Source organism: Paenarthrobacter sp. UW852 (assembly GCF_024608385.1).
GTDB lineage: Bacteria > Actinomycetota > Actinomycetes > Actinomycetales > Micrococcaceae > Arthrobacter.
The window spans coordinates 225080-246990 of record NZ_JAMSGY010000007.1 but is presented as its reverse complement, the minus strand read 5'-3'; the positions used below and the strand labels follow the sequence as shown (position 1 = coordinate 246990).

General features: G+C 63.2%; 20 protein-coding genes. 11 read left to right on the top strand and 9 right to left on the bottom strand.

The features are described 5' to 3' along the window. The first annotated feature begins 33 nt into the window (after positions 1–33). Both NEK97_RS14190 and NEK97_RS14185 read left to right on the top strand, forming a co-directional pair. Complete coding sequence (locus NEK97_RS14190) at positions 34–516, top strand: glutathione peroxidase (RefSeq protein WP_257370498.1); 483 nt, start codon at positions 34–36, stop codon at positions 514–516. A 141-nt stretch (positions 517–657) separates the two neighbouring features. After that, the gene (locus NEK97_RS14185) at positions 658–1623 is read left to right on the top strand and encodes a phosphodiesterase (RefSeq protein WP_257370497.1); all 966 of its coding nucleotides are present in this window, start codon (positions 658–660) and stop codon (positions 1621–1623) included. Here NEK97_RS14185 and NEK97_RS14180 read toward each other — a convergent pair. Beyond that, positions 1601–3190, bottom strand: coding sequence for a stealth family protein (locus NEK97_RS14180; protein ID WP_374111536.1), 1590 nt, complete (start codon positions 3188–3190; stop codon positions 1601–1603). The two genes, NEK97_RS14185 and NEK97_RS14180, sit on opposite strands and share 23 nt — an antisense overlap. A 29-nt stretch (positions 3191–3219) precedes the next feature. Next, positions 3220–4140 carry a hypothetical protein gene (locus NEK97_RS14175; protein ID WP_257370496.1) on the bottom strand — a complete coding sequence of 307 codons (921 nt, stop codon included), beginning with the start codon at positions 4138–4140 and terminating at the stop codon, positions 3220–3222. Between the two features lie 136 nt (positions 4141–4276). Here NEK97_RS14175 and NEK97_RS14170 point away from each other — a divergent pair, with 136 nt between their 5' ends. Together NEK97_RS14170 and NEK97_RS14165 are read left to right on the top strand one after the other, a co-directional pair. Then, on the top strand, positions 4277–4576 hold the full coding sequence (locus NEK97_RS14170) for a type II toxin-antitoxin system VapB family antitoxin (RefSeq protein ID WP_018778077.1): 300 nt from the start codon (positions 4277–4279) through the stop codon (positions 4574–4576). Between the two features lie 58 nt (positions 4577–4634). Further along, positions 4635–5282 carry a LytR C-terminal domain-containing protein gene (locus tag NEK97_RS14165; RefSeq protein WP_257370495.1) on the top strand — a complete coding sequence of 216 codons (648 nt, stop codon included), beginning with the start codon at positions 4635–4637 and terminating at the stop codon, positions 5280–5282. Here NEK97_RS14165 and NEK97_RS14160 read toward each other — a convergent pair. Further along, positions 5260–5991, bottom strand: coding sequence for a TetR/AcrR family transcriptional regulator (locus tag NEK97_RS14160; RefSeq protein WP_257370494.1), 732 nt, complete (start codon positions 5989–5991; stop codon positions 5260–5262). The two genes, NEK97_RS14165 and NEK97_RS14160, sit on opposite strands and share 23 nt — an antisense overlap. Positions 5992–6122: 131 nt before the next feature. Between NEK97_RS14160 and NEK97_RS14155 the strand changes: the two genes are divergently transcribed. From NEK97_RS14155 to NEK97_RS14135, 5 genes are all read left to right on the top strand, one after another. Next, positions 6123–7124 (top strand): LacI family DNA-binding transcriptional regulator, encoded by a 1002-nt coding sequence (locus NEK97_RS14155; protein WP_235519792.1) that lies wholly within the window; start codon positions 6123–6125, stop codon positions 7122–7124. A gap of 184 nt (positions 7125–7308) precedes the next feature. Continuing rightward, positions 7309–8643: an extracellular solute-binding protein gene (locus tag NEK97_RS14150; RefSeq protein ID WP_257370493.1), complete on the top strand. Its 1335-nt coding sequence runs from the start codon at positions 7309–7311 to the stop codon at positions 8641–8643. Between the two features lie 36 nt (positions 8644–8679). Then, positions 8680–9600 carry a carbohydrate ABC transporter permease gene (locus tag NEK97_RS14145; RefSeq protein WP_257370492.1) on the top strand — a complete coding sequence of 307 codons (921 nt, stop codon included), beginning with the start codon at positions 8680–8682 and terminating at the stop codon, positions 9598–9600. A gap of 2 nt (positions 9601–9602) precedes the next feature. Continuing rightward, positions 9603–10505 (top strand): carbohydrate ABC transporter permease, encoded by a 903-nt coding sequence (locus tag NEK97_RS14140; protein ID WP_257370491.1) that lies wholly within the window; start codon positions 9603–9605, stop codon positions 10503–10505. 51 nt (positions 10506–10556) lie between these two features. After that, positions 10557–12095 carry an alpha-N-arabinofuranosidase gene (locus tag NEK97_RS14135; protein ID WP_257370490.1) on the top strand — a complete coding sequence of 513 codons (1539 nt, stop codon included), beginning with the start codon at positions 10557–10559 and terminating at the stop codon, positions 12093–12095. Positions 12096–12179: 84 nt separating this feature from the next. Here NEK97_RS14135 and NEK97_RS14130 read toward each other — a convergent pair whose 3' ends face one another. Next, positions 12180–12878 carry a DsbA family protein gene (locus NEK97_RS14130; protein WP_257370538.1) on the bottom strand — a complete coding sequence of 233 codons (699 nt, stop codon included), beginning with the start codon at positions 12876–12878 and terminating at the stop codon, positions 12180–12182. Positions 12879–13036: 158 nt separating this feature from the next. Between NEK97_RS14130 and NEK97_RS14125 the strand changes: the two genes are divergently transcribed. Further along, a complete protein-coding gene (locus NEK97_RS14125) occupies positions 13037–14119 on the top strand; it encodes a glycosyltransferase family 4 protein (protein ID WP_257370489.1) in 1083 nt (360 codons plus the stop codon). A gap of 23 nt (positions 14120–14142) precedes the next feature. Then, on the top strand, positions 14143–16278 hold the full coding sequence (locus NEK97_RS14120; protein ID WP_257370537.1) for a glycogen debranching N-terminal domain-containing protein: 2136 nt from the start codon (positions 14143–14145) through the stop codon (positions 16276–16278). Here the strand turns inward: NEK97_RS14120 and NEK97_RS14115 are convergent. From NEK97_RS14115 to NEK97_RS14095, 5 genes are all read right to left on the bottom strand, one after another. Next, positions 16275–16805 (bottom strand): GNAT family N-acetyltransferase, encoded by a 531-nt coding sequence (locus tag NEK97_RS14115; RefSeq protein WP_257370488.1) that lies wholly within the window; start codon positions 16803–16805, stop codon positions 16275–16277. The two genes, NEK97_RS14120 and NEK97_RS14115, sit on opposite strands and share 4 nt — an antisense overlap. An 83-nt stretch (positions 16806–16888) precedes the next feature. Further along, the gene (locus tag NEK97_RS14110; protein WP_257370487.1) at positions 16889–18223 is read right to left on the bottom strand and encodes a NosD domain-containing protein; all 1335 of its coding nucleotides are present in this window, start codon (positions 18221–18223) and stop codon (positions 16889–16891) included. Positions 18224–18254: 31 nt separating this feature from the next. Further along, positions 18255–19196: a carbohydrate kinase gene (locus tag NEK97_RS14105; RefSeq protein WP_257370486.1), complete on the bottom strand. Its 942-nt coding sequence runs from the start codon at positions 19194–19196 to the stop codon at positions 18255–18257. A gap of 13 nt (positions 19197–19209) precedes the next feature. Continuing rightward, a complete protein-coding gene (locus NEK97_RS14100) occupies positions 19210–20778 on the bottom strand; it encodes a glycoside hydrolase family 32 protein (RefSeq protein ID WP_257370485.1) in 1569 nt (522 codons plus the stop codon). A gap of 42 nt (positions 20779–20820) precedes the next feature. Continuing rightward, a complete protein-coding gene (locus NEK97_RS14095; RefSeq protein ID WP_257370484.1) occupies positions 20821–21861 on the bottom strand; it encodes a LacI family DNA-binding transcriptional regulator in 1041 nt (346 codons plus the stop codon). Positions 21862–21911 lie beyond the last annotated feature (50 nt).

The window sequence follows — 21911 nt, the reverse complement described above, 5'->3', positions numbered from 1 at the left end:
CCAGCCGGCCGACGACGTCAGGAAGCGAATCCCATGACCAGCCTGTACAGCATTCCCCTCACCTTCAACGACGGCTCCGACGCTGACTTCGGCCGCTTCGAGGGGAAGGCGGTGTTGGTGGTCAACGTCGCTTCCGAATGCGGCTTCACACGGCAGTACGCGGGCCTGGAGGAGTTGTACGGCAAATACCGGGATCAAGGCCTGGAGATCCTGGGTGTGCCGTGCAACCAGTTCGGTGGACAGGAACCGGGCGCGGACCACGAGATCGCGGAGTTCTGCGAGCGTAACTTTGGCGTCTCCTTCCCCTTGACCAGCAAGGCAAACGTGCTGGGCAAGGAACAGCACCCCCTTTTCACCGAACTGACCCGCGGCGCCGACGGCGAGCCGGTCAAAGTGAAGTGGAACTTCGAGAAGTTCGTCATCAACCGCGACGGAAAACTCGTGGCACGATTCCCATCCGCAGTGGAGCCCGACTCCGAAGACCTGATGAAAGCAGTGGAAGAAGCGTTGGCGTAAGCCATCAATTCGGAAGGGAGGGAAAGTAATTTTCCAACATTCCGCCGGAAATTAGCCAGATGTTGGCTTGTTGTCTGGTTGGATTGGCCCTACTGGATTGACACGGGAGGCGCCGCCTCCCACTGAACGCTAAGGCAAGCTATGGAGCTCATCGAGGCTGAATATCCCAAACCAGGTCATGTGCTTTTGCACCTGAGTGATCTTCACCTGGTGGGTGGTCCAAACACGCTCCACGGTTCCGTGGACAGTGCAGCCAGGCTCCAGGAAATCTGCGATCAGATCATCGCGTCCAGGATCCGGCCTGAGGCCATCATTTTCACCGGAGACCTGGCGGACAAGGGCGAGCTCCACGCTTACGAGCGGCTCCGCGAAATGATTGAACCCGTCTGCGACGCACTCGGGGCCAAGGCCATCTGGGCCATGGGCAACCACGATAACCGGGCGAACTTCCGTGCTGCCTTCGAGGACGCGTCCGAGACCAGTAAACCCCAGGACCCGGTTGACCGCAGCTACTTCGTGAACGGTCTCCGCATCATCACCTTGGACACCACAGTGCCCGGCCATCACTACGGCGAGCTGTCCGAGGCCCAGCTTGAGTGGCTGGCTGCCGAACTGGCCACTCCGGCCCCGGACGGCACCATCCTGGCCCTGCACCACCCCCCGGTTCCCTGCGTCCAGGACCTTGCGGTGTTGGTGGAGCTGCGCGGCCAAGCCGCACTGGCCGCCGTCGTCCGCAATTCGGACGTTCGCACCATCCTGGGTGGCCACCTGCATTACTCCACGACAGCGGGCTTCGCCGGCATCCCGGTGTCAGTCGCCTCGGCCACCTGTTACACCCAGGACCTGGCGGTGCGTGCTGGCGGACAGCGTGGCCGCGACGGGGCGCAGTCGTACAACATGATCCATGTCTACGAGCACACGATCGTCCACTCAGTGGTTCCGATGTCCGGGGGAGTGACCGTTGGCGAACCCGTGGATGCTGCAGAGGTTCAGCGGAGGCTGGCCGAAGCCGGCATCCGCATCCCGCACGAGTCCCGGGTAGGGGCGCACACTTCCCCTGGGACGCTGACCTCGTCGCTGCCGCTTATTTCTCCCAGGGTGCCTTGACCGGGAAGTACTTTTCCAGGAAATCGGTCACGAGTTCCGCACGTTCCTCTGCCGCGACCTCCGGGAAGCTGCCGTCGTTCAGGCAGAAGAAGTCCATGTGGCGCTTCGCCAACAGCTTGGGCAGGTAGTGAAGTCCCGCCCACATGGTGGTGTCGACGTACCTGACCTTGGCATTGGTTTGCGTCACAGCGCGGCCCGTGAGCAGGGCGTAGTAGTGGTAGAACGAGTTGGTCACGGAGATGTTGTCCGCAGCACGGAAGCGGCTGCCGGCGGTCTTGGCGAATTCCGCAGGGAACTCTTTTTCCATCCGGGCTACGACGCTGCGGCGCAGCGGGGCGGCTGTGTGCTCCAGGTGCCGGGTGGTGATCCGGCCGAAGCGCTCCCAGAGCAGTTTGCGGTTAACGCGGGCTGCGTTCTCGAAACCGCTCCGCTCGGCATCGTTCTCGCCCAGGCCAATGCGGGTGTCGGCTTCGATGAACTTGGTGATGCCGCCGGGAGTGAAGAACATGTCCGGACCCACGGGACGGCCAAAGAACATGTCGTCGTTGGAGTACAGGAAGTGCTCGGACAAACCCTCGATGTGGTGGAGCTGGCACTCCACGGCCTGCGAATTGTGGGTAGGAAGGACTGAGGGGTCGGCGAAGAACTCCTCGCTGCGCACCACTGTCACCGCCGGGTGATCTGCCAGCCATGAAGGGGTGGGCGAATCGGTGGCGATGAAGATCCGTCTGATCCACGGCGCGAACATGTGCACAGAGCGCAGCGCGTACTTCAGTTCGTTGATCTGGCGGAAGCGGGCTTCGCTGTCATCGCCCTCCCCGAGTACGGCGTCTGCCTGCAGGGCGCGACGCCGGGCAATGTACTCAGGGTCGCTGCCGTCGACCCAGGAAAAAACAATGTCGATGTCGAAGGCGATGTCGCTGGCGTGGTCCGCGAACATGTTTTCGATGGTGGGCCAGGTCAGGCCATGCCGTTGGACGGTACCCCGCACGGCGTCCTGCCGCAGCATGGTCCGGCGGGTCAGGGAGTTCTCCACCGGAAGCTCCAGATGATCGCCTTCGAACCTCCACAGCTCGAGCTGCACACCCAATGCGGGACCGTACCAGAGGCCGCCGCCGGTCTCGACCCGGGGCCTGTACAACCGGAAGATGCGGGATTTCCTGTTGGTGGTCAACTCGCCATCGGCCACCAGCACCGAGGTCTTTTTCTTGGCGTCCACGGTCATGGAATAGAACGGCTCATTGCGGAACGCCGCAACCAGCGCCTCCCGGACCACCTTGCGGGACTCCCAATCGACGGCGATGACAGGCCGTTCGTCGTTGCCGCGCACCAGGATGAAGTCGATACCTGCGGCGTCCAAGGCAGCCCGTACGGCCAGGAGGTCGGACACCATGGCCTGTTGCGGGGTGAGGTCGCTGTTGACCAGGGCGTACCGCCCGCGGTGACGGACGACGTCGGACCTGTGCTTCAGGTGCGCGACGACGGCAGGCGAGACCGCCTCGGCGATCGTGTCTTCTTCAATGGAAGGGCTGCCGTGGTAGATCGGATCGACCTGTGCTTGTGTGATGGCTGTTCTCCGGAATCGTCGGGGTGGAGCTAGATGGAAAGTGCTTCGCGCCAGCTGCGGAGGAAAGCGCCGCCGGCGTCGTCGTGGATCACGTCGTCCGCCAGTTCAAGGTCAGCGGCCGTCAGGATGGTGTAGGGCTTCACCGGTACGCCGTCTGCGGGGCGGACATCCACGTGTTTTACGTCGTGATCGTTGTGATGAAGCCAGTCTGCCATGGCATAGTCCGTGCGGGAATCGCCCACGGTGCGCCATGACAGGGGAGTGATGCCTTGGGCTGCCAGCAGTTCGACGGCGCGGCTCGCTCCCAGGTCCTTGCCCAGCCGCACCGATTCAATGTCAGTGGAGATGATGGTGGGGTCCAGACGGTAGTCCACAGCGTCGTCGGATTCCGGGGCGTGGTGGTCCAAAATCGCGGCGCTCAGGCCATGGCGTCCCATGATGTCCAGGGCATCGGCGTCGAAAAGTTTCTGTTCCGCCAGGTAGTCCTCGTTGGATACTTCCAGGTGCTGTTCCACGGAAACCATGGCCCGCTTGGTTTCGTCGAAGAACATGTGGGCGGAGTAGTCCTCGGCAACGAGCCTGCGGATGTCGTCACCGTAGGCCTTGGGCACGGCGAGTTCGTGGTCCACATGTATGGTCCCGGGCCCGGCCGCCGTGTAGCTGAACCACACGGCGCCCTTCTCGCAGATGGCGTGGATCACGGTGTTTGCCGGCATCCCGGCGGCAATCATGGGTTTCATGACCTGTTCACTGATGAACGCGTCCGAGCGGCCCGTGTTGAAGATGACGGGGATTCCTGCCGAGGCAAGGGCCACCAGGTCGGTGATGATGTCAGGCTTGACGTCGCGCGTCACCGGGCTGGCAATGGGGCCGTCAACGTCCAGGAGCAGCGCCAGGCGAGGCGTGGCTTGGGCGGCGGTCCGGTCAGTCCCTTGGCGCGGTTGAGTCATGCCCCTATTCTGTCAGTCCCTGCGGGAACCCTCACAGCTGTGACGTCCCACGAAGGATAGTCACCTTTTGGCCACAACCTGCCTGTGCCGGGGGTCACAAGTTCCGTTAGCGCGGTAACTTCCATAGGCTTGCAGGGTGATCTTCAAAGCTGTGGGCGAGGGACGCCCGTACCCTGACCATGGATATTCCGCGCCGCGCGACTGGGCTGCCCTGCCTCCGCGCCCGGTGCGCCTTGATGACCTGGTGACCACCAAACGGACCCTGGACCTGGAGGCGTTGTTGGCAGAGGATTCCACGTTCTTTGGCGATCTGTTCCCGCACGTCGTCCAATACCAGGGGGTCATGTACCTCGAGGATGGCCTGCACAGGGCAGTCCGTACCGCGCTCCACCAAAGGACGGCCATCCACGCCCGCGTATTGGTGATCGATGGCTAGGCCGGCCGCCACGGAGCAGGACACCCAGCGGCCAAAAAAACCTAAGCGTCCCAAGGATGTGACGCAACTGCACGGCCACCACGTGGTGACCGGATCGGAACTGCGGGCAACGTTCGCCGACGATCCCACGGTTCGCCGGGGCAGCTTCGGCCGCCGGCTGTTCCACGGCATTGTGTTGGTCCTGCTGGTCGGAATCATTGCGGCCGGCGCGGTGGGAGCCTGGGCGATCATGAACGGCGTCATCAAGGTACCCACGGCTGTCGCCAGCAAAGCCCCCACCAGCCTGTGCCCGACCACCACGTTCGACTACGTGCCGAACGAAACCGTGAACCTGAACGTCTTCAACGCCACCTCCCGGGGTGGACTGGCGGGCACGGTTGCCGCCGAATTCACCGCCCGCGGCTTCAAGGTGGGCTCCGTGGCCAACAGCGACACCGCGTACTCGGGTGTGGGCGTGGTTGTCTCCGGAGTCAAGGGACAAGCGGCGGCCTTCAACGTCCAGCGGAACCTGGCCGGAACGGACTACTTCCAGGACAATCGTGAAGACGGCTCCGTGGACGTGATCCTCACACCCGGTTATGAGGGACTGGTGGAACCGCAGCTGGTGGACCAGACTCCCGGCAAGCTCCTGTGCCCGCGTGAGGACCTGCGGATTGCTGACAAATCCAAGTGGCCTGTGGTGCCTACCCTGCCGGCAGGGCAGTAGCTGCCTGTCCGGCAAGGACGTTGAGGATCGGCCGGTCGAGCCGCACCGGGTTGCCGGCCTCGTCAAAGCGCGCTCCGGCTCCCAGCTGGATGAAGCGAACCGTCTGTTCGGTGTGTGCTTCCTGCGCGGCGAGCAGCTCGACGTCGGGGGCTGGGGCCGGTGCGGAAGTGTCGCCGTCGGGCGTTCGGTTGCGTCGTGCGGCGCTGGCCGAAAGCGTTCCGTGGATCAGCCGTGCCAGCTGGCCGACATCAATGTCCGGGAGGTAGCCCTGTTGGACGCCGTCCCGGAGGATGTCCTGGAGAAGGACGTTGAGGTCACCCACGTGATCTGCGAGCTTGGCGAAGGAGCCGGGCGAGAGGACAGCGGCCATGGCAGGACCTGGCGGCAGGTGCCGGCGGCTGAGGTCCTCAACCTGCGCCCGGACGTACAGGGCCAGCCGGTCCACTGGGTTTTCCAGCGCGGCCAGCGAGTCCCGCAGGTCGACAATGAAGCGCTCGGTCTCATCCAGTGCGTAGGCGATCAGGAGCTGTTCCATGTCCGCGTAGTAGTTGTAGACGGCCGTCCGCCCCACCCCGGCGTGCCGGGCCACGTCCGTCATGGTCAGTCCAGGGAGGCCGTGGGTGAAGAGGAGTTCCCCAAAGGCGGTGAGAATCCGGCGCTGGGTCTCGGCGCGTTGGGCAGCGTTGGTGGGGGCCGTGATCCTGGGCATATAGACACTTTACCGCGATCTGTCAGCAAGTCGGCTTGAGAGGGGACATCCACATCCCTGCAGGGCTGCGTAAGGTGGGGTAAAAATTCGCGTAGCATCGTGAAAAACAGGCAACAAGTAAGGGGTGGATCGTGCGCGCAACGGTCAAAGACGTGGCGCGCCGCGCCGGGGTTTCACCCAAAACTGTCTCCAACGTCATGAACGGCGTTGTACCCGTAGCTGCCCCCACGCGCCTCAGGGTGGAGCAGGCCATGGCCGAGCTGGACTATGTTCCCAATCTTTCGGCGCGGGGCCTCCGTAATGGGCGCTCTGGAGTGATCGGCTTGGCCTTGCCTGACCTTGCCACCCCGTTCTCGGCAGAGCTTACCCAAAGCATCGTGGAGGTTGCCCACGCACAAGGCTTCAGCGTGCAAATCGAAGAGACCGGTTCCGATCCCCACCGGGAACATGAATTGATGACCCGCGCCCGGGCCAACCTCATCGATGGCTTGATCCTCAACCCCGTGGTGCTCAAGGAAAGTGCCGTGCAAATGGGTGTCGCACTGCCGCCGGTTGTCCTGCTTGGTGAGGTGACGCAGCAGTTGGCGGACCGGGTGTTCGTAGACAGTTTTGCTGCTGCCCGGGACATGACATTGGCGCTGGCCAAGCCCGGACGCCGGCGGATCGCTGTCCTGGGTGTCAATCGGGGCCGGCATTCTGCGACCGCCATCCAGCGGGCCGGCGGGTACGAGGCTGCGCTGCAGATCCTGGGCATACCCAAGGACGAGTCGCTGATGATTTCCTGCGACAGTTGGACGCCCGCCTCCGCCGCTGCGTCCCTCGCGGAATACCTGGACGCCAACCCCCTGCCCGACGCCCTCTTCTGCTTCACCGACTCCATGGCACTTGGCGCTTTGAACACGCTGTGGAAGCGGGGCGTGCGGGTCCCGGATGACATTGCCGTGGCCGGCTTCGATGACGTGAATGATGGGCGTTATGCCGTGCCGTCCCTGACCACCGTGTCCTTTGACAAGCGGGCCATAGCCACGCAGGCGCTCCGTTTGCTGACGGAGCGTATGTCCGACAGGAACCACGGGCAGAAGCTGGTTGAGATCGGCTACACCATTGAGGAGCGGGACAGCAGCAAGTCCTGAAATGATAGCTCTCCCCTAAATTGTGTGCGCTAACAATTTTCTCTTGCCCGATCTATTACATCGTTGTAATGTGAGAGCTGCGTCACCCTAGGGCCACCTTTTACCCGAGTGTGGGGCGCACCGGAGCCGGAATGATGCAGCGCAGCATGTGACCTTTCAGCGGACCCATCCAAAGGAGTGACGGGTGAAGCACTTTGAATCTTTGACCGGGAAACAGTTATCCCGGAGACAGCTATTGGCAGGATCAGCCCTTGTTGGCGGCGGGCTCATGGCCGCTACGCTCACAGGCTGCGGGGGAGCGGCGCAGGCTGCTCCGGTGCAGGACATCGACTTCTGGCACCTGCTCTCAGGTGGTGATGGAATCAAGATGCAGGCCATGATCAACGCCGCCAACCAAGCCAACCCCGGTTTCACGGTGCACCCCACGGTGCTCGCCTGGGGCCCGCCGTATTACACCAAATTGGCCATGGCCTCAGCGGGTGGCAGGCCGCCGGAGGTGGCGATCATGCACGCCAGCCGGGTGCCCGGGTACGCACCCGGTGGACTGATTGAGCCGTGGGACCTGGATCTGCTGGCGGAAAACGGAGTCACTGCCGCGGATTTTGCGCCGAGGATCTGGGAGAAGAGCCAACTAGACGGCAAGGTGTTCTCCATTGCGCTGGATTCCCACCCGTTCATCATGTTCTACAACACGGATGTTGCAGCCAAAGCCGGCGTCCTGGGAAGCAACGGACAGCTGGGGGAAGTCAGCTCCCCGCAGGAGTTCAAGGCCATGGCACTGGAAATGCAGAAGGTCACCAAGGCCCACGGCTTGTCCTTTGGCTACCTGGGCAGTGGTTCGCAGATGTGGCGCCTCTTCTACACCCTCTACAAGCAGCATGGCGCCGACATGGAACTGACTCCCGGGCAGCCGATGAAGGTTGACCGGGATGCTGCCATCGAGTCCCTGGAGTTCATGGCCTCCCTCTTTGACGACACCATCGCGGCGCAGGCGGGCGACATCAGCACGGGCATCGCGGAATTCGCCCGCGGCAGCTCGGGGATGCTGTTCAGCGGTGTCTGGGAACTCCCCACCATGAAGAAAGCCGGCATTCCCGTGGATGCGGCCACCATTCCCACCCTCTACGGGACCCCTGCCTCCTATGCGGACTCGCACTCGTTCGTCCTCCCGCGGCAGTTGAACCACAACGAGGACAAACGGAGGGACGTCTACAAATTCGTCACCGACGTCCTCAAGGGATCTTTGTCTTGGGCGGAAGCGGGGCACATCCCCGGATACCAGCCGGTGGTCCAGTCACAGGCCTACCGTGATCTCACTCCGCAGATCCACTACGCCAACGCGGCGGACATCATTGCCTACGACCCCGAGGCCTGGTTCAGCGGCTCCGGCTCGGATTGGCAGACCTACTTCGCGGAGAACGTGCAGAACGTACTCCTGGGAAGGGACAAGGCAGCTGCAGGTTGGGATGCCTTTGAACAACGCACCAACACCCTGCTCTCCCGCCCCAACCCGGTTTAGCCCGGCCCTACGCACCGCGCGACAAAGGAGTCCTTCATGAGTACCTCTACCCTGTCCCGGCCCAGGCCGGAGAATCTGCGCACATCACTGAACCGCAGCAACAACAACCTGAGTGGTTGGGCCTTTGCTACGCCATTCGTGGTGTTCTTCCTCGTCTTCCTTGTTTGGCCCATCCTCTATGGCTTCTACATGAGCCTCACGGGCAAGTCCCTCACCGGCGCCAACGACAGCCTGATCGGATTCGCCAACTATGCAGAAGCCCTGGCGGATGCGGACATGTGGCATTCCCTGGGCAACACCCTGTACTTCACGGTGATCAGCACTGTTCCGTTGGTCTTGGTCGCCCTGGTGATGGCCGCGCTGCTCAACGTCGGGCTGCCGGCCCAGTGGCTGTGGCGCCTGAGCTATTTTGCCCCGTACCTGCTGGCATCAACGGTGGTGAGCCTTTTCTTCACCTGGATGTACAACCCGCAGCTGGGCCTGATCAATGAGTTCCTCACGGGCATCGGACTGCCCAGGGTTGCCTGGCTCAATGATCCCAACGTTGCCATGTGGGCGATCGTCATCGCTACGCTGTGGTGGACGGTGGGCTTCAACTTCCTGCTCTACCTGGCCGCGATGCAGAACATTCCGGCCCAGCATTACGAGGCAGCGTCCCTGGATGGAGCCGGAGCCTGGCGCCAGTTCTTCTCCATCACGCTTCCGCAGCTCACTCCCACCACGGTGATGATCGTGCTGCTCCAGATCCTGGCATCCCTGAAAATCTTTGACCAGGTGTACCAAATGACCGCCGGCGGCCCGGCAGGATCCACCAGGCCCGTGGTGCAGTACATCTTCGAAACCGGGTTCACCGGCTACCGGCTGGGCTATTCCGCAGCCATCTCCTACATCTTCTTCGGACTGATCGTGGTTGTTTCGGTCATGCAGTTCGTCATCACCCGCCGCAGGAGTGCATAACCATGGCCACAGCTACAATCACCCGTCCCGCACCACAAACCACCCAAGCCAGGAAATCCGGGTTCCGCCAGCCACGCAGGAAACTGACGATCGGCAGGATCGCGGCAATCGTCATCGCCGGGTTCATCGCGGTGCTGTGGCTGATTCCCTTCGCCTGGGCCACGGTCACCGCCTTCAAGAGCGAAACGGATGCCGCGGCTCCGGACGTCACGTGGGTGCCGCCGTCGGGCTTTACACCTGACGCGTTCGTCAAGGTGTTCCAGGACGGCAACATCCCGCTCTGGACGTGGAACTCGCTGTACACCTCGGCGGCCATCACGGCCATCACCCTGGTGATCTCGGCCCTGGTTGCCTACGCCCTGTCGAGGATCGACTTCAAGGGCAAGAAAGTGCTGATGACGGTGATCATCGCCTCGATCATCATCCCGCCGCCCGTGCTGATCATCCCGTTGTTCTACCAAATGCTGGCATTGAACCTGGTCGATACGTCCTGGGCCATCATCCTCCCGCAGGTCATCCACCCGGCCATGGTGTTCGTGCTGAAAAAGTTCTTCGACCAGATCCCGCGGGAACTCGAGGAAGCGGCCGTGATGGACGGTGCCAGCCGCTTGCGGATCTTCACCCAAATCATCCTGCCGCTGTCCCGGCCCATCCTGGCCGCCGTCGCAATCTTCGTGTTCATCGGTGCGTGGAACAACTTCCTGTGGCCGTTCATCGCCACCAACGACGGCGGACTGCTGACGCTTCCGGTCGGCCTGCAGACCATCAAGAGCGCCTACGGCATCCAGTACGCGCAGAACATGGCGTCCGCGTTGCTCGCTGCGCTGCCGCTGATCCTCGTCTTCCTGTTCTTCCAGCGCCAGATCATCAAAGGCGTTGCGACGACGGGACTCGCCGGAACCTGACCGGCACCCTTCAGACCGACACCCAGACCTGAAACACAACCAAGGAGATCCATGTCCCGCGCACGCATCACCCTCGACCGCGACTTCACCATTGGCGAGGTCCCCCGACGACTCTTCGGCTCCTTCGTGGAGCACATGGGCCGCTGTGTCTACACCGGGATTTACGAACCCGGCCACCCCGAAGCCGACCAGAACGGCTTCCGCCAGGATGTCCTGAAGCTCGTCAAGGAACTCGGCGCCACCGTGATCCGCTACCCGGGCGGCAACTTTGTCTCCGGGTACAACTGGGAAGACGGCGTTGGGCCCGTCGAAAACCGGCCGCGCCGCCTTGATGGCGCCTGGCACACCGTAGAGACCAACGCCTTTGGCCTGCACGAGTTCGTGGACTGGTCAAAGCAGGCCGGCACCGAAATCATGGAAGCCATCAACCTGGGCACCAGGGGAGTGGACGCGGCCCGGGAAATCGTGGAATACGCCAACCACCCCGGCGGCACCTACCTCTCGGACCTCAGGGCCAAGAATGGACACAAGGACCCGTTCAACATCAAGCTCTGGTGCCTGGGCAACGAGCTGGACGGGCCGTGGCAGATCGGCCACAAGACCGCCGACGAATACGGCCGGCTGGCGCAGGAAGCAGCGAAGGCCATGCGGTTCGTGGACCCCTCGCTCGAGCTTGTGGCCTGCGGCAGTTCGAGCTCCAGCATGCCCACCTTCGGCGCGTGGGAGCAGACCGTCCTGACCCACACCTACGACGAAGTGGACTACGTGTCCCTTCACGCCTACTACCAGGAGCACGAAGGCGACGTGGGCAGCTTCCTGGCATCCGCCGTCGACACCGACTACTTCATTGAGTCGGTGATCGCCACCGCGGATGCGGTGCGGGCCAAGGGCAAGCACAAGAAGCACATCAACCTGTCCTTCGATGAGTGGAACGTCTGGTACCAGCGCGGCCTGGATACCGAGGACCAGCCCCACAATGTCATCAAGGCCGGTTGGCGTGAGCACCCCCGCGTGATCGAAGACAAGTACAACGTGACCGACGCCGTGGTGGTTGGGACCCTGCTGAACTCGCTGCTGCGGCACGGCGATCGCGTCAAGATCGCCAACCAGGCGCAGCTGGTCAACGTGATTGCGCCGATCCTGTCGGAGGAGAACGGCCCGGCCTGGAAACAGACCATCTTCCACCCGTTCTCGCGCATGGCTGAGCTTGCCAAGGGCCAGATCCTTCGGCTCTCCGTGAACTCGGACAAGTACTCGAATGATCGATTCGGTGACACGGACCTGGTGGACGTCAGCGCCACCTGGGACGAGGAAACAGGGCGAGTGGCACTGTTCTTCGCGAACCGCGGATTGGAAGAAGCGGCCGACGTCGAGGTATCGCTTCGCGGTTTCGACGCCCGCCAGGTACTCCGCGCCGAGGTCCTGGAAATCCCTGAGGGCGGCGATCGTTTCACCATCAACAGCCAGGAACAGCCGGGCCGGGTGGGCCTCACGGCACTCGATGGGGTGAAGGCAACCGGCTCGGAGCTGCGCCTGACGCTGCCCGCATTGTCCTGGGCCGTCGTCGAGCTTGAGGTTGTGAAAGCCTAGAGCTCGCCGTAAAAGAAGCAACGCGGGGTCACTTACGGCCCATCCGGAAGGGATTTATGGGCCGTAAGTGACCCCGCGTTTGTGCTAGACGGCGCAGCCGTCTGGGCCGCAGGCCTCGGCGTCCGAAGCGCCCACCGGGATAAGGGGGTTGGCTTCCTGCCACGCCTGGTTCAATGCCTGGCTGAAAAGTTCGGCGGGCTGGGCGCCCGAGATACCGTACTTGCGGTCGATGACGAAGAACGGGACGCCGGTGACTCCGATGGCGCGGGCTTCGTTGATGTCCTGGTTGACCTCGTCCGTGTACTTGTCGGACGTGAACAGTTCGGCCACTTCCTCGGCCGGCAGTTCAAGCGCGGCGCCAAGCCCGGTGAGGTATTCCTTGTTGCCGATGTCCTTGCCGTGCTCGAAGTGGTCGCTCAGCAGTTGCTCCTTGGCGGCGTCCTGCCGGCCGTGGGCAGCGGCGAGGTGGATCAGCCGGTGCGCCGTGAAGCTGTTGGCCACTACAACTTTGTCGAACTGGTAATCCAGGCCCTCGCCCTTGGCAGTCTCCGTGACGTGGCCGAACATCTGCTTGACCTGCTCCGGTGCCATGCCCTTGCGCTTGCTCAGGTAGTCCAGTTCGGTGCCGTCGTAGTGCTCGGGAATGGACGGATCCAGCTGGTAGCTCTTCCACTCAACATCCACCGAATCACGGTGCGGGAACTGCGCCAGCGCTGTCTCGAAACGGCGCTTGCCGATGTAGCACCAAGGACACGCGACGTCTGACCAGATCTCAATCTTCATGATGGCTGCAACGCCCAAGCGGGAGACGGCATTCCGGGAGCGTGCTGTTAGTTTCCTCACTCAGGCCAAGAGTGTTGCCGGAGGTCCCGCCCAGGAATATGTTTAGAGGAGGTTGAGCAGCCAGCCTTGTCACCGGGGGCATATGCGAAGAAGATCTCGTGCGAATCGGACTCATTGTTGGACCCTGGTTTACCGTCCCGCCCGAGAAATATGGCGGAACTGAACGCGTCGTTGACGCCTTGGCCTGTGCACTCTCGGATGCTGGCCACGACGTCCTGCTGGCAACATCATCGGACAGCACCTGCCCTGTGCCCCAGCTTCCGGGATTCGGCCCCAGCGAGCCCGAGGATGTTGGCCTCAGCTTGAGCGAACTGGCCCATGTCATCAAGGCTTACAAGGGGCTTCAGGGCGTGGATATCATCCACGACCACACCCTTGCCGGCCCGCTCTACGCGCATCGGCCCACGAACATCCCCGTGGTGACCACCATCCATGGCCAACTGACTCCACGATCCGAGGGCCTCTACCGGGACATGGCCCAGGACACCGACATCATCGCGATTTCCCGCGACCAATGCAGCCGCGTCCAGGACCTCCCGGTATCAGCCGTGATCCACCACGGCATCGACCTCTCCGCAGTGGCTGTCGGTAAGGGAACCGGCGGTTATGCCTGCTTTGTTGGAAGGATGTGTCCGGACAAAGGACTCATGGAAGCGGTCGGGATCGCCCGGGAAGCCGGGGTGCCGCTCCGCATAGCGGCCAAGATGCAGGCTCCCGACGAGCAGGAATACTTCCGTGACGTGGTGCAGCCCGCACTGGGTCCTGACGAAGAATTCCTTGGCGAACTGTCGGACCCCGAAAAATACGAACTCATGGGCGATGCGACTGTCCTCCTGAACCCCATCCAATGGGCAGAACCCTTCGGCCTGGTCATGATTGAATCGTTGGCCACCGGCACTCCCGTACTGACCACGCCCATGGGCGCCGCGCCGGAAATCGTGAGCCACGGTGTCACCGGCTACTTGGCGCCGACAGATGAGCTGGCGGGCTTCATGGGGTCGATTGGATCCTTGAGCCGCGCAGCCTGCCGCCACGAAGTCGAGGAATCCTTCAGCGCCGCAAGGATGGCGGCGGACCATCTGGAGCTCTACGCCAGGGTGATCGAACAATTCGGGGGTACAGGGCTTCCAGTCGGCCGGAACTTGCAAGAGAATCAGAGGCAAGCTCCCATCAACCTGTGATCGACACCCAGGAAGAAGGACGTGTGACCGCTTGGAACGAAGACACCGAGGCCGGAGCGTCCGAGCTCGGAGCCGTGACCGTCGTCGAAGGTTCATCCTTCTGTATCTCCTCGCACTCAGGTGATGTTCACGGAGGCGGCTCCCAGGGCGCGTACTACCAGGACACCCGCGTGGTTTCGCGGTGGGTGCTGCGCATCAATGGCGAGCCCCGCGAACCCCTGGTGGCCCGCAATCCCACGGCCTTCCAAGCCGAATACGTGGGACGCGCGTGCACGGAAGATGGCCGGTTCGAGAGCCCGCTGCTGGTGCAACACCAGCGCACCGTCGGCTCTGGCCTCCGGGACGACCTCACCATCCGGAACTACTCCGCGCAGCCCACCACGTGCGCCATGGAACTGCTGATCGACGCGGACCTGGCCGACCTTTTCGACGTCAAAGGCGGACGGGCAAGCACAACCGGGGAGACTGTCAGGTCGGTCCGCGGGAACGATCTGCATATCGAGTCACTGCACGCCGACGGGCAGCGCCGCGGCGTGTCCTTCCAAGCCCAGGAAGCTACAGCTACCGAGGACGGGCTCACCTTCCAGGTCACCATCCCGCCCCGCAGCCACTGGTCCACCACCGTGATCGCCCTGCCACTGATCAACGGCAAAGCACCCGACAACCCGTTCATCGCCGGCGCGCCCCTGAGCCACAGCGTGGCCGCCCAACGCTACGTCCAATGGGAAGAGCACGTACCGCGTATCCGGCTGACGGACCAGAACGTGACGGACGTGCTGGACCAGAGCCAACGCGACCTCGGCTCCCTCCGAATTTTCGACGATAACCACCCCGGGCGTGCCGCAATCGCGGCCGGAGCACCATGGTTCATGGCGTTGTTCGGACGCGACTCCCTCCTGGCCTCCTACATGTCCCTCATGATCGACCCCAGCCTGGCCGCGGGAACCCTCCAAACCCTGGCCGGCCTGCAGGGCAGCAAAGTGGACATCGATTCAGAGGAAGAACCGGGGCGGATGCCCCACGAAGTCCGTTTGGGAGCCAGCGCCGGCTTGTCCTTGGGCGGCACGGCGTACTACGGGACAGCGGACGCGACACCCCTTTTCGTATCCACGCTTGGCGAACTCAGCCGCTGGGGCCTGGGCGAGGACATCATCGAATCCCTCCTTCCCCATGCCGACCGGGCCATCGACTGGATGGAACAGTACGGGGACAAAGACGGCGACGGGTTCATCGAGTACCAGCGGCCCAACAAGCATGGGCTGGTGAACCAAGGGTGGAAGGACTCCTGGGACGGCATCAACTTCGCCGACGGCACGTTGGCTGAGACCCCGATCGCGCTCTGCGAGGTGCAGGCATACGCTTACGCGGCCTACGTGGGCCGGTCCCTGTTGGCGCGCGCGGCGGGCGACACCGCCGTCGAACGTCGTTGCGCCGACCGGGCCGAAGCCCTGAAAGCTGCCTTCAACGAACGGTTCTGGCTCCCGGACCGCGGGTATTTTGCGCTTGCCCTGGACAAGGACAAAAAGCCCGTGGACTCGTGCACCTCCAACATGGGCCACTGCCTGTGGGTGGGCATCGTGGATGAAGACAAAGCGCCGCAGGTTGCCGAACGGCTCATGTCACCGGAGATGTTCACCGGCTGGGGCATCCGCACCCTGGGCTCCGACATGGGTGCCTACAACCCGGTCAGCTACCACAACGGTTCCGTCTGGCCCCACGATACAGCGCTCGCCGCCACCGGGCTCATGCGGTACGGCTTCGTGGAGGAGGCCAGCAAGGTGGCGGGTGGATTGTTCGACGCCGCCGAACACTTCGGCGGCCAGCTCCCCGAACTTTTTTGTGGCTTTGACCGCGGCGACTTCACCAACCCGGTTCCGTATCCGACGGCGTGTTCCCCCCAAGCGTGGGCGGCTGCGGCACCGGTCCAACTCGCCCGGATCCTGCTGCGGTTCGATCCCGACTTCACCCGCAGTGTGCTCCACCTGGCGCCGATCCTGCCGGCTTCCCTGGGCACCTTTGAGGCCGACAACGTGCTGCTGGGGCGATCACGGATCAGGGTGGAAGCGAACGGTTCTTCCGGCAGCGTTGCCGGTCTCCCCGCGGGACTGGAACTGAGGTCCGATCCGCGGCCGCCCCTTACCGGAGAGCTGTTCGGCTAGAGTTCGTGCTCCATGACGAAGTCGTGCTCTACGGTGTTACCCAGTTTGAAGGACTTGGTGCCCACTTTCTGGAAACCGCTCTTCTCATAGAAACGGATGGCTTTGGCGTTCTCGCTGTTCACGCCGAGCCAGACACCCGCCGCGCCCTTGTCCGCGGCGTGGGCCAGGGATGCCTGCATCAGCCTGGATGCAGCTCCGTGGCCGTGGTAGTCCGGGTGGACATAGCACTTGCTCAGCTCCGTGGACGGCAGCAACGAGAGCACGGAGGCGACGTCGGGATCGCTGGCCGGCTTGGCAACCAGGAGGGTGTAACCGTTGAGCTGGCCGTCGTCGTCGAGCACCAGGATGGTGATCTTCGGATCGGCCAGGTATTCCTGGAAGTTGGACTCGCTCAGCGTCTTCTCAAGGTGGGCCTGAATGTCCGCCGGTGAAGCGCCGGGCGGGCAGGCCAGCGGAAAGGTGATGGCTGCCAGCTCAGCCAGTTTCCCGGCGTCGTGTGCGGTTGCCGTGCGGATGGTCTCGGTCATGTGTTTCCCCCTCGGAGTCCCTTGGGCAGCTGATGCCCCTAAGAACGAATCTTAAGGGCATCAGCTGGGCGAAAAACTCCGGATCACAAAGTAGGGGTGGCCCTGACGGCGTTGGTGCCCCTGTCCGCGACTACCTGCGCATCACTGCCGGAATCGAGGATGGTGTTGCGCGCTGAAGCGGGATCCACCTGGACGGCGGTCACGGCCAGGTCCTCTACGTCATCAGTGGCCAAGAGGGCATCCACTTGGGCTTCGAAGCAATCATCGCTTGTTGAGGAGTGGACGTTCATGGCCACTACATGGTTGTTGGACACGAAGTTTCCGGCGCCCTCGCGCAGCCGGACGATGACCGGCGTCGCGCCTTCCGGACGGATGCTCGCCGAGTCGATGATCTGCGAGAAATGGTTGCCGATCACGGAGTTGTTGCTGCCGCTGACGGTGAGGATCCCGTGCAGGTCGTCCAGCCCGTTGCCGATTCCCAGGAACGGTGTCCACGGCTCATGGTCTCGCAGGAAGTGGTTGGTGGCTACGAGGTTCTCAGAGCTGTTGCCTTCAAGGACCACCATGCCCGGGTAGAAGGAATGCAGGCGGTTGTTGGTGACGCTCGAGCGGGTGACGCCGCTGAACCGGACGCTGCTCGCCCCGCGGGGGAAGACGTTGTTGGCAGTGACCAGCAGGCCACCATGGTTCTCGGCGTAGATCGAGTGGCCTTTGAAGCCTGCCCCGATCAGGTTATCCGTGATCTTGGAGGCCTGACCCCAGCCGCGGAGTTCGATGCAGCTTCCACACTCGGCAATGAAGTTGTTGTGGATAGAGAGGGCGTCCGCGTTGTGGATGGTCAGCGCGTGTTCAAGGTAGATGAAGCCCATTTCGTTGACCCGGAAGGAATCGTTGGCGCTGGCCACATGGATGCCGGTCTTGCCGTTCACGTAGGTGTTTTCCGCGGGCAGGTTCGAGCCGTCCGGGGTGAAGTGCAGTCCGTCGATGCAGAAGTTGGCGAACTCCACTGAGCTGATCCGGGGGCTGCCCGCCCGCTCGACAAGGAACGCGGCTCCACTCGCCGGGTCGGCGCTGTCACCGACGGGGAGGTCAACCAGGACGCGGCTTCCCCCGGGCCACAGCTCGTGGAGATCCGGCCATTCGTCTTCGGGAACGTTGAACCGGATGCTTGAGGACGTAAAACCGTGTCCCGAGCCCTGGATCCTGAGGAAGCTGATGTCAATCAAAACCTGTGTCCGCAGGCGGTAGTCGCCGGGCGGGAGGTAAATCACGGCTCCCGGCTTGCCGCCGTCGTTCACGTTTGAGGCGTTCTGGCGCTCCTTGATGTCGGCGATGATGCTGTTGATGACCTCTCCGACATCTTCGGAGGGATTGCCGACGTGCCAGCTGGTCACGTCGTAGTAGTTGCTGCTGGACATGGTGTGGATCCTCTTGGAGTGGGGGAGGTGGTCAGATGGCGGGTTGGTGGTCGGGCAGTTCGGCCAACAGCTCGTCCGACGTCGGCGGATTGGCGCCCGCGCGCCGCACCGTGATGGCCGCGGCCTTGGTGGCCAAGCGCCCCAACGCCTCCAGGGCACCGGGCCCCAGCCCTTCGGCTTCCCTTGCCAGGAGCCCGTAGATCAGGGCGGCCATGTACGAGTCGCCGGCACCAATGGTGTCCACCACTACAGACCTTACGGACGGAACCAGAACCTGCGCTCCCGGGGTTGAGAGCAGCGATCCATCTGAACCCTTGGTGACCACGGCAAGGCCGGCCCCCAGGTGGAGGATGCGTTGCGCAATGTCTTCCAGCGCCAACCCGGGATAGAGCCATTGGGCGTCCTCATCGCTGAGTTTGACCACCTCAGTGAAGGGGATGAGGTCCTCAAAGATTCCCTTCGCTTCGGCCTGGCTGCCCAGCAGCGCAGGCCGGATGTTGGGGTCGTAGGTCACCAGGCAGCGCCGGTACGACTGCTCCAGGAGTGTCCGGACTGCCGCCGCTCCGGGTGCAAGGAAGGTGGCGATCGATCCGGTGTGAAGAACCTTGGGAAGGGTCATCGGTGCGGTGGAGGGCAGGTCCCAGGTGATATCGAAGTCGTAGTGGGCTGAACCGTCGGATGCCAGGGTGGCGGTTGCCGTAGCGGTTCGGTCCCGTTTCCCGGGACCAGCCAGGAGTTCGACGCCGGCACTGGCCAGGTGCCGCTGGATGGCGGCACCGTGGTGGTCGTCTCCGATGGACGTCATCAAGGCGGTGCGGACGCCCAGCCGGCCAAGTCCGTAGGCGACGTTTGCCGGGGATCCTCCGGGGTGCTCCACAGTACCGCCGGGGGCGACGACAATATCCACCAGGGCTTCGCCAACAACTACAACGTCGGGGTCTGTTCCAGGGAGGGCAGGTTTTGCTTCTTGCATTCCAGGCTTTTCCTTAGGCGATTGATGAGACGGCGAGCTTGCGGACGGTTGCAGTGCCACCCTCAGCTGACAACCAGTTTTGGAGGCTGTTGGCTTCGGGAAAAACGAGATCTGTCAGGACCACTTTGCCGTCCTGTGCGAAGACTTCCACGGAGCATTGATCCACGACGATCAGCAGTTTAAGAATGCCGTCCTCCAAAGCGGCCGGGGCCGATTCCACCGATGCGAACTTCCCGTGGAACTGCGTATCTCCCGACTGCCTGCGGTCCAGGGTGAGCCGCCCACTGCGTGTGCTGTAGCCCAGCACCGTGCGCTGGCTCCCGTCGGTGCTGCCAAGCAGGCTGAACTCAACGCGTTCGGCGCTTCCCGGAACAATCTCGGCTTCGATGACCTGTGCGGTACCGGGAACGGCGTCGGCCAGCCTAAGGGCAGTGCCGTCCAGATTGAACGGCGCGGGACCGGGCACCGGGTTTTCCTCCACCCGCTGTTCGGGAAGGACCGGTTGCTGGATCAGTTGGAGGGAGCCGTTTACTGAACTGAGCCGGAGTTCCCGCGCCAAGGTCATCGAGGACCGCCAGGGCGCCGTGGGCAATTGGTTGGCGTAGTCCCAGTTGTTCATCCAGCCGATGATGATGCGCCGGTTGCCAGGGACGTTGCTGAAGGACACGGAGGCGTAGCAGTCGCGGCCCCAGTCCAGCCAGAGGCATTGCTGCAGCGCCGCCTGAGCCGCATCCGCGTCGGGGAAGGACGACAACCCGGCGGGAGCGGCGAGCGAGCCCGCGTCCGGGACGAAACGGACGCCGTCGAAGTCCCCCACGAAGTACTGGCCGCCCGAACCGCCGGCCACGGCACCCGGGTTGACGTTGACGATCAGCACCCATTTGGTGTTGTCCGGATCGCCGTCCACCGCCAACGGGAACAGATCGGGGCATTCCCATTCACCGGCGTCCGCGTTGGCCGGGCCAAAGTCGCTGAGGAAGTCCCACGATCTGAGGTCCCGGGAACGGTACAGGACCACTTTCTGGTGCTGCGCTTCAACTGCGACCATCACCCAGAAGGACCCTTCTGCGCCCTCGTAGCGGAAGACTTTGGGATCCCGGAAGTGCGCTGAATTCCTGGTGAGGACAGGGTTTTCATCGTATTTGAGCCACGTCATTCCGCCATCGGTGCTGTAGGCGAGGGACTGGGCCTGCGTGCCGCCGTACGGGGAGGCGGCCTTGAAGGCGCTGGTGTAGACAGCCACCAAGGCTGGGGAGCCGACCGTTCCAAAACCGGACGTGTTGCCGTGGTCCACAACGACGCTTCCGGAGAAGATGTCCTCAACCTCGTCGCCGGCAATAGCGACCGGGTGCTCAGTCCAATGGATGAGGTCGGGGGACGTGGCATGGCCCCAGGACATGTTGCCCCAGACGTTTCCGTAAGGGTTGTTCTGGAAGAAGAGGTGGTACAAACCGTCGTGGAACACCAGGCCGTTGGGATCATTCAGCCACGTGTCGCTTGCCGTGAAGTGGATGGCAGGGCGGAACCGGGGGGTTACGTCCGGGGCTGTTTCCGGGCGTGCGGCATCAAGGCTACTGGACATGTGGTGCGTTCCTTTTGGGACGTTGAAGTGGCTGGCTGGGTGTTAGCGGGGAGCTGCGACGGAATCGCGGGTCACCAACGGACAGCCCAGGATGGTGGGGTGGAGTGCCATTAAGGACAGGTCTTCCTTGCCCTCAATGGCGTCAATAAGGTGTTCCGTAGCCCAGGCCCCCATCTCGTAGTGGGGGAGGGCGACTGTGGTGAGGCCGGGGTGGAGGTTGGCGGCGATCAGTTCCTGGTCGTCAAAGCCCACTACGGAAATGTCGCGGGGAATGCTGAGTCCCAGTTCGGCGGCCGCCCGGTAGGCACCCATGGCCATGCGGTCGTTGTAGCAGAACAGTGCCGTAGGCCTCTCCGTCCGCGAGAGAATGCGTTTCGCCGCCTCATAGCCGCCCTGCACTTCGGAGGCCTCGGACTCGACAGGTGCCGCATCGCCGTCGAGCCCTGCTTCGTTGAGCATGGCCCGGAAGGCCTGCAGCCGCTGACGGGTTGCCGGCACATCATCGGTGTTGTTGATGAAGCCCACCCGGGTGTGGCCGGCGTCGAGGAGGGCACCGACAGCGGCGCGGGCGCCGCCATCCTCGTCCGGTACCACTGCGGTGATGTTCCCGCCAATGGCAACGGAGTCCACCAGGACCGATGGGACGCTGGCCAGGTTCTCCGGAAGTTCCACGTTGCGGTGGTACATGGTGGCGTAAAGGATCCCGTCCACACGGCGCTCCAGGAGGGCCTGCACGTCGGCTTGCCTTGATTCGAGGCTGGCCGAACCCGGGGTGTTGATGATCATGAGGTTGTACCCCCGGGCTTTGGCGGCCTCATCAGCGCCAAGGATGATCCTGCCCGCGTGGGGCGTGGTGGCGATTTCCTCGCTGACCAGCCCCAGCATGCCGGTCCTTTGCGTACGGAGGGCCTGGGCCAGGCGGTTGGGGCCGTAACCGAGTTCTTCGGCGGCCATCCTGACTTTGTCCCGCGTTTCGGGGCTGATCCGGGCATAGGAAACCTCGTTGAGGACGTGGGACACGGTGGTGACGGACACGCCGGCGGCGACGGCTACGTCCTTGATACCGATGTTCTTGCTGCTCATTGACTCCCACGTCCTTATGGTTGGTGACGCCCCCGAAGGGGCTATCAGTA

What these genes read in the sequence shown, in the direction of transcription:
- NEK97_RS14130 (WP_257370538.1), bottom strand. Translation starts at nt 12,878, where the DNA reads ATGAAGATTGAGATCTGGTCAGACGTCGCGTGTCCTTGGTGCTACATC.
- NEK97_RS14190 (WP_257370498.1), top strand. Translation starts at nt 34, where the DNA reads ATGACCAGCCTGTACAGCATTCCCCTCACCTTCAACGACGGCTCCGAC.
- NEK97_RS14095 (WP_257370484.1), bottom strand. Translation starts at nt 21,861, where the DNA reads ATGAGCAGCAAGAACATCGGTATCAAGGACGTAGCCGTCGCCGCCGGC.
- NEK97_RS14105 (WP_257370486.1), bottom strand. Translation starts at nt 19,196, where the DNA reads ATGCAAGAAGCAAAACCTGCCCTCCCTGGAACAGACCCCGACGTTGTA.
- NEK97_RS14145 (WP_257370492.1), top strand. Translation starts at nt 8,680, where the DNA reads ATGAGTACCTCTACCCTGTCCCGGCCCAGGCCGGAGAATCTGCGCACA.
- NEK97_RS14140 (WP_257370491.1), top strand. Translation starts at nt 9,603, where the DNA reads ATGGCCACAGCTACAATCACCCGTCCCGCACCACAAACCACCCAAGCC.
- NEK97_RS14175 (WP_257370496.1), bottom strand. Translation starts at nt 4,140, where the DNA reads ATGACTCAACCGCGCCAAGGGACTGACCGGACCGCCGCCCAAGCCACG.
- NEK97_RS14185 (WP_257370497.1), top strand. Translation starts at nt 658, where the DNA reads ATGGAGCTCATCGAGGCTGAATATCCCAAACCAGGTCATGTGCTTTTG.
- NEK97_RS14135 (WP_257370490.1), top strand. Translation starts at nt 10,557, where the DNA reads ATGTCCCGCGCACGCATCACCCTCGACCGCGACTTCACCATTGGCGAG.
- NEK97_RS14110 (WP_257370487.1), bottom strand. Translation starts at nt 18,223, where the DNA reads ATGTCCAGCAGCAACTACTACGACGTGACCAGCTGGCACGTCGGCAAT.
- NEK97_RS14160 (WP_257370494.1), bottom strand. Translation starts at nt 5,991, where the DNA reads ATGCCCAGGATCACGGCCCCCACCAACGCTGCCCAACGCGCCGAGACC.
- NEK97_RS14100 (WP_257370485.1), bottom strand. Translation starts at nt 20,778, where the DNA reads ATGTCCAGTAGCCTTGATGCCGCACGCCCGGAAACAGCCCCGGACGTA.
- NEK97_RS14115 (WP_257370488.1), bottom strand. Translation starts at nt 16,805, where the DNA reads ATGACCGAGACCATCCGCACGGCAACCGCACACGACGCCGGGAAACTG.